Source organism: Demequina sp. (assembly GCF_016278775.1).
GTDB lineage: Bacteria > Actinomycetota > Actinomycetes > Actinomycetales > Demequinaceae > Demequina.
On the sequence record NZ_JADQBF010000032.1, the window covers coordinates 1 to 6,305 of the forward strand.

Annotated in this window: 5 protein-coding genes; 4 read left to right on the plus strand and 1 reads right to left on the minus strand. The window is 67.1% G+C overall.

The annotated features are described in order from the left end of the window. The 3 genes from QZZ33_RS05045 to menC all read left to right on the plus strand — a co-directional run. The coding region (locus QZZ33_RS05045) for a M20/M25/M40 family metallo-hydrolase (RefSeq protein ID WP_291378637.1) at positions 1-926 on the plus strand (926 nt) is incomplete at its 5' end. Beyond that, entirely contained in the window at positions 923-1,720 is a 798-nt protein-coding gene (locus QZZ33_RS05050) for a hypothetical protein (RefSeq protein WP_291378638.1), read from the plus strand. The genes QZZ33_RS05045 and QZZ33_RS05050, both read left to right, overlap by 4 nt. Next, on the plus strand, positions 1,717-2,841 hold the full coding sequence (gene menC / locus QZZ33_RS05055; protein ID WP_291378639.1) for an o-succinylbenzoate synthase: 1,125 nt from the start codon (positions 1,717-1,719) through the stop codon (positions 2,839-2,841). Before QZZ33_RS05050 ends, menC begins: the two co-directional genes overlap by 4 nt. Positions 2,842-2,848: 7 nt before the next feature. Here menC and QZZ33_RS05060 read toward each other — a convergent pair whose 3' ends face one another. Then, positions 2,849-4,528, minus strand: a complete 1,680-nt coding sequence (locus QZZ33_RS05060) for a discoidin domain-containing protein (RefSeq protein ID WP_291378641.1) — start codon at positions 4,526-4,528, stop codon at positions 2,849-2,851. Positions 4,529-4,644: 116 nt separating this feature from the next. On the opposite strand from QZZ33_RS05060, the gene tyrS reads away from it, so the two are divergent. Next, complete coding sequence (tyrS, locus tag QZZ33_RS05065) at positions 4,645-5,910, plus strand: tyrosine--tRNA ligase (protein ID WP_291378643.1); 1,266 nt, start codon at positions 4,645-4,647, stop codon at positions 5,908-5,910. The last annotated feature ends 395 nt before the right edge of the window (positions 5,911-6,305 follow it).

A 6,305-nucleotide genomic window follows, 5' to 3' on the forward strand; every position in this document is an offset into this window, starting at 1 on the left:
GGGTGCTGCTTCTTGCGCACCACGACACCGTGTGGCCGCTCGGGACGCTCGCGCGGCACCCCTTCGAGATCGCCGAGGGTGTGATGCGTGGCCCTGGTTGCTTCGACATGATCGTGGGCCTGGCGCAGGCCGTGCACGCCCTCGCCGCGGTGGCCGAGACCCACGGCGCCGATGCCGTTGACGGTGTGACGCTGCTGGTGACGGGAGACGAGGAGATCGGCTCGCTTACGTCGCGCGAACTTGTCGAGGCAGAGGCACAGGGCTGCGACGCGGTGCTGGTGCTCGAGGCGGCTGGTCCAGGCGGGGCCGTCAAGACTGCTCGCAAGGGTGTCTCCCTGTACTCGGTGGAGGCACTCGGCAAGGCGGCTCACGCGGGCCTCGAACCCGACAAGGGCGTGAACTCCACCCTCGAGATTGCCCACCAGATCCCCCGCATTGCCGCGTTGGCCGACCTCGCGCTCGGCACCACCGTGACGCCCACGAGCTTGGCCGCCGACACGACCGTCAACACCGTGCCCGCTCACGCCCGGGTGGACGTGGACGTGCGCGCCACGACCGCCGCCGAACAGCTGCGGGTAGACACGGCCATGCGCGCCCTCGTCCCCCAGATCACCGGCGCGCGTATCGAGGTGGGCGGCGGCATCAACCGCCCCGTCATGGAGCGCCACGCCGCGGCCGCGCTGTATGCACGGGCAGTGGCTCTCGCGCCAACCGCTGGCATCCCGCACCTGAGCGAGGTGGCGGTGGGCGGAGCCTCCGACGGCAACTTCACGGCAGGGCTGGGGTTGCCGACGCTCGACGGGCTCGGCGCCGTCGGCGGGGGAGCCCACGCGGAAGACGAACACGTGATGGTCGGGCACATCGTGCCTCGCACGGCGCTGGTCGCCCTGCTGATCCGGGACGTGCTCACTCGGGAGGCCCCATGAGCATCGACGCCTGGGCCGACTACAGGGCCGCCGCCACCGCGGCTCGCGTCGAAGTGCGCCTGCTTACTGGCGCAGCGTTGGAGGGCGCCACCGAGGTGTGGCGCGAGGTGTGGAGCGAGCCGGTCATGGAGCGTCACCTACTCACGGCGCTCGCTCACTCAGGCAACTACGTGGCGGGAGCGTTCCTCGGCGACCGCATCGTCGGTGCGACGGCAGGGTTCTTCGGGCCACCAGCGGCGGCCGCGATGCACTCGCATGTGTCTGGAGTGACGCCCACCATGGCCAGCGCGGGTGTTGGCACCGCCATGAAGCTTCACCAACGCGCCTGGTGCCTCGAGCACGCAGTGAACACCGTGACGTGGACCTTCGATCCGCTGGTGGCCCGCAACGCGGCCTTCAACGTGCGCCGGCTGGGTGCCACACTCGACGACTACCTGGTGGACTTCTACGGAGCCATGACGGACGGCGTGAACGCGGGTCAGGGTTCCGACCGCATCCTCGCGCGGTGGAACCTCGAGGCGCCGCTGCCCACCGCGCCCCGCGACCCACCGCCGGTGCCCGCCATCCTCGACGTCGGCGAGTTTCTCGCGCCCGTCGTCGCCGCGGTCCCGGCCACGGCGTCGGCCGTGTCTCTCGTGGTTCCCGCCGACATCGAAGGCATGCGGCGCGACAGCCCCGAGTTGGCTGTGCGTTGGAGGGCTGCCCTGCGCGACACCATGCTGGAACGGTGGGAAGCAGGCTGGCGGCCCACCGCCGTGGGCCGAGACGGCCGCTACCTGATGGAGGCACCGTGAGAATCCGCCGCGTGCAACTACACACCCTCGCACTGCCGCTCGTGACGCCGTTCACCACGAGCTTCTCGACCCAGACGGAGCGGCGGGTGCTCATCATTGAACTCACCGCAGAGGTCGACGGCGCGCTCGTGACGGGCTGGGGGGAGTGCGGAGCGCTCACAGAGCCTGTGTATTCGTCGGAGTACCTAGACGGCGTCCTGGACGTCACGGCCGCTCACCTCTTGCCCCGACTGGCGGCAGCGTCGTCGGCTGACGAACTGACGGCAGAGTCCGTAGCTGGCCTGCTTGGGAAGGTCATCGGCCACCGGATGGCGAAGGCGGCCATCGAGATGGCGGTGCTCGACGCGCAGTTGCGGGCCGCAGGGCAGAGCTTCAAGGACTACTTGGGCGTCACCCTTGACCGCGTCCCCTCCGGGGTGTCTGTCGGCATCCAGGACTCGATCCCGCGGCTGCTCGACGTGGTGGACGGATACCTCAGCAAGGGCTACCAACGCATCAAGCTGAAGATCCAGCACGGCTGGGACATCGAACCAGTGCGCGCCGTGCGGGAGGCACACCCTGACGTTCCCCTCCAGGTTGACGCCAACGCCGCCTACACGCTCGCCGACGCCAGCCATCTCGCGCAGCTTGACGCGTTCGATCTCCTCCTGATCGAGCAGCCGCTCGGCGAAGAGGACATGCGCCATCACGCGCTGCTTGCCCAGCAGATGCGTACGCCCATGTGCCTCGACGAGTCGGTGGTCTCCGCGGCGTCGGCCAAGGACGCAATCGAGTGGGGAGCCGCGGCGATCATCAACATCAAGCCGTCTCGCGTCGGCGGATACCTCGAGGCGAGGCGCATTCACGATGTGGCCGTGGATCTTGGAGTTCCGGTGTGGTGTGGGGGGATGCTCGAGACCGGCATCGGCCGCGCGGGCAACGCGGCCCTGGCGGGGATGCCTGGCTTCACCATCACCGGCGACATCTCCGCCTCTGATCGGTTCTACACCGAGGACATCACGGAGCCGTTCGAGTTGGTCGAAGGGCACATCATGATTCCCGACGCACCAGGAGTGGCCGCCGTCCCCGACCCTGTCCGCCTCGCGGCCGCGACGGTCGCGAGCACATCGGTGTCCCCGTAGGTCGGCCTCAGTCGGCCGCGAGCACCCGCACCTCGTACCACGAGACCCAGGACGGGCTCTCAATTGTCGTCACCCGGACTGACACCACGCCCGTCAGGGGTTCGGGGAAGTCTACGTGCAGCACATCTCCATCGGCGGTGTCGCCCTCAAAGCGGTGAACCTCGCGACGTTCCACCGCGTTGATGACCTCGACTTGGTGCACGGTGTGGCCCGCGGGCCACTGCTCGACGACCAACTCGATCGCGCCGATCGGCGTACCGGAGCCCACGTCGACCTGGATCCATTGCGGGGCGCTGGCACCCGAACGCCATCGCGTAGAGAAATCGCCATCCACGGCGGCCGATGCCGGGTGCTCGGGAAGTTCGGCCGACGCGAACACGCGGGCTCCATGCGCCAGGTTGGGGTCCACGAGGTTCACCGTGCACGGATCGGTCCACGTCACGGGCGCCAGCGCGTCCTGGAGACGCCCACTGGCATCGGTGAAGGACCAGGTGGCATCGTCGAGCGGCAGCCGCTCGTAACCCCAGTAGAGCCACCCGTCCCAGCCCAGCGGGCACGAGGCCGCCATCCACCGCTGAGCGTCGAGCGCCACAGTGTCGGCGTCGAAGTAGTCGTGCACAAAACCGCCGTATTCGCCCATGACGGTGGGCTTGGCGTCGGTAACGCCGAAGTTCGCCGTGTAGGTGGTCACGGGGGTGCCCTCGCCAAAGTAGGCATGGAAGTCAAAGAAGTCGAGGTCGCTGCTGTCCACCAAGGGCGCCGTGTCCGAGTACCACGTCCGCGATGGATTCACCAGGGTGGGGAAGTTGGGAACGAAGAAGCCCATCGTGACCAAGGCCTCGGGATCGTGCGCCAGGATCTCAGTCCTAACGTCGGCGATCATGGCGCGCGTGCCGTCGATCACCATCGCTCGCTTGGAAGCGGCGTCGGCCATGTCGTAGGTGCCGGTGGCGGTTGTCACCTCGCCCGAGGTGAGTGACAACGGTGGCTGCTCCTCGAACAGCCAGTGCTCGTTGAGGATGGACCAGGCCCAGACGGACGAGAAGTCTGCCCCGGCGTCGGCGAGGCCCTGCATGAGGTCGTCCCAGTATCGGGCCATGGCCTCATGGCCACTGGCGGTAAGGAAGTCGGAATTGCGGTAGCCAGGAAAGTCCGACCCATCGTCGCGAGCCGAGATCGTGCGATACGGGCCGCCATCGGGAAGGTCGTTGGAGGTCAGCAGCAACACCAGTCCGTGGTCGCTCGCCAGGTGGGTGGCGGTGGCGATGTTGTCCAGGTAGGCAGCGTTGAGGCCTGGCGCGTCCGCCTCCGCGATGCAGTCAGGACCCAGGTTGCAGCCATCCAGGAACATGCGCACGGCGTTGTAGCCGTCCGCCGCGAGGGAGGCGAAGTCCGCGTCGACCCGAGCGGTGTCCCACACGCCCGGCGCGAAGACCCTGTCGCGGCCCCCCACTACCCGCACGTAGTTCACGCCGCGCGGTGTCCACGAGGCATCACCGGCGTCGGTATCGATGAAGCGGCCGCCGTCAACGGCGATGCGGTGCTCGACGACGCCTCCAGGGCCGGCCGTCGCCGACGCGGTGGCCGATGTGGTGGCAGAAGCATCGGACGTTGGTTCCGGGCCGGGGCCGCATGCCGCCAAGGCGAGCAGGGCCGTCAGCGTCGCCACTGTCGCGCGAAACCTCATGCGACCACGGTATCCGGGCTCCGGCGTGCCTTCCATAGATCGCGCACATGTCAGTGACCGCCACGGTGCCGGGCCTCGCCCCGAGGCCAGGTCATCCCTACTAGGCTGACCGCATCATGACGGAGCACATTCTTGACGACCTCGCCTGGCGAGGGCTCATCTCTCAAACGACGGGCGACGACGAGTTGCGCGCGGCGCTGGACGCGGGTCCCGTCACGCTGTATTGCGGTTTCGATCCGACGGCCCCGAGCCTGCACCACGGAAACCTGGTGCAGATCCTCACGGTGCGCCGTTTCCAAGAGGCTGGGCACAACCCGCTGTTGCTCGTGGGAGGGGCGACGGGACTCATCGGCGACCCCCGTGAGTCGGGCGAGCGCGTGCTCAACCCTGTGGAGACCGTCCACGAATGGGTTGACCGGATTCGCACCCAGATCGAGCCGCTCATGAGCTTCGAAGGCGAGCACCCGGCCGTGATGGTCAACAACTACGAGTGGACCAAGGACATGTCCGCGATCGAGTTGTTGCGCGACGTGGGCAAGCACTTCCGCATGGGCACGATGCTGGCAAAGGAGACGGTGTCGCGCCGCCTCAACTCGGATGAGGGCATCTCGTACACCGAGTTCAGCTATCAGGTACTGCAAGGGATGGACTACCTCGAGTTGTACAGGCGCCACGGCTGCACCCTGCAGACGGGAGGCTCGGACCAGTGGGGCAACCTCACCGCTGGCACCGAACTGATTCGCAAGGCGGAGGGCGCGAAGGCGCACGCGCTGGCCACGCCGCTCATCACCAAGGCAGACGGCACCAAATTTGGGAAGACGGAGGGCGGGGCCGTGTGGCTGGCGCCCGACATGATGAGCCCGTATGCGTTCTACCAGTTCTGGCTCAATCAGGACGATGCGGACGTGGTGAAGCTCCTCAAGGTGTTTACCTTCCTCACCAGGGACCAGATCGAGGCTCTCGAGGTCAAGGTGGAGTCCGAGCCCTTCAGGCGGGAGGCGCAGCGCACCTTGGCTTGGGAAGTCACGTCGCTGGTCCACGGAGAGGTGGCGGCCCAAGGGGCGGTGGATGCTTCTCGAGCCCTGTTCGGCCAGGGGGAACTGAGGGCCCTCGACGCGACCACCCTCGACGGCTGTGCAGAGGAGCTCGCAGGCGTGACGGTGACGCCCGGAATCTCCATCGTGGACGCGCTCCTGGAGGCGGGCATTGTCGACTCCAAGTCCGCTGCCAGACGGGCCATCCAAGAGGGTGGCGCCTACGTCAACAACGTCAAGGTTGCCGACGCCGATGCGACGTTGGATGCGGCGGACGCCCTGGCGGGTGGTTGGTTCGTGTTGCGGCGCGGAAAAAGGACGATCGGACTTGTGCGAGCGTCGTCGTAGCACGCCTCACGCTGGGCTCACAAAGAGACGGTCTACCAGGAGTGATGGACTCGACACGCCCGGGATGCAAGCGATTTGACTTGCGAGCGAGCCAGGCCGTAATCTTTCACCTGTTGCCCACGACGGAGCGAACGCGCGGAGGACTGAAAAGGCCCCGCGAACTTCATCAGGCAGCCGCCTCTTATCGGACCGACTTCTGGTCGCGCAAGCGTCCCGAACGAGGTACTATAGGAACCCCCCTCCGACCTGGAGACACGCCGCTGAGGCAAGTTGACAGGGAGGGTCGGGGAGAGTAAGTTAGAAGGGTTGCCCCAAATCCACTTCGAAAGAGTGTGGATGCGGTGCGCGTCCGAACCTTGAGAACTCAACAGTGTGCCACATGTCGATGCCAAAAC